The sequence below is a fragment of the Alienimonas chondri genome (assembly GCF_013036045.1).
GTDB lineage: Bacteria > Planctomycetota > Planctomycetia > Planctomycetales > Planctomycetaceae > Alienimonas > Alienimonas chondri.
In genome coordinates this window covers 1-887 of sequence record NZ_WTPX01000342.1, presented here as the reverse complement: position 1 = coordinate 887, position 887 = coordinate 1, and the positions used below count along the sequence as shown (strand labels likewise).

General features: G+C 75.0%; 1 protein-coding gene. It reads right to left on the bottom strand.

Annotated elements, in window-relative coordinates; all coding sequences use genetic code 11:
• Positions 1-887: hypothetical protein (locus LzC2_RS21550; protein WP_171190073.1), on the bottom strand; the 887-nt coding region annotated here is incomplete at both ends.

The window sequence follows — 887 nt, the reverse complement described above, 5'->3', positions numbered from 1 at the left end:
GGCCCGGTCCGCGGCGCCCTGTCGCTCCGCGGTCGTTCGCACCGCGGTCAGCAGCCGGTCGGCGGCGGCGAGATCGGCCGGCAGCGGACCCAGCTCCGGCGTGCCCCCCTCCAGCAGCACGCGGGCGGTGCGCAGTTGCAGCTCGGCCCGCGTCGCGGCGAGCAACGGGGCTCTTTCATTGGGTCGGGCTTCATTGGGGCGGGCATCAAGCGAATCCAGCGCCAGCGGGGTGAGTTCCGCGATCGCCGCCGCCCGTCGTTCGCCCTGTTGCAGCCGACGAGCGAGGGCGAGCGTCGCCTCCCCCGCGGCCGTTGCCCGGCGCTCCTCCTCGCCCAGCCATCGCAGGATGCCCTCATAGCTGCGGGCCAGCCCCGCCGCCGCCGCCGGTCCGCGGGCCGGGTCGTTCAACAGCGCCCGATACAGCGGGAGCGCCTGCGAGCGTTGTTCGCGGACCTCCTCGTGCCGGGCCAACCGCCATGTCGCCGCCGCGGCGGAGGGGAACGCGGCGAACCGCGTGCGGTGTTCCGTCAGAACCTCCGTCAGCGCCCGGTGCGATTCCGGCGAGGGCCGCCCGTCGAACCGATCCGCGAACAACGACGCCAACAACAGATGGGCCGACGCCGTCTCCTCCGACGCCGCCGCGTCCTTCAAGACTTGCGTGAGCAGCTCGACCGCCGCGTCGCGGTCCGCGGTCGTCTGCGTGTTCCGCAAAGCGAGCGCCGCCCGTTCGGCCAAGGCTAGCGCGACGGCGGGCGGGGCGTTTGTCTCGAGAGCCAGCTTCGCCGCGGCGAGCCGGGCGGCGGGAGCGTGGGGGGAACCGGCGGCGGCGAGGGCGTCCGCCTCTTCGACCGCCACGGCGACCTCCTGCGGCAGCCCCGCGGAGCGAC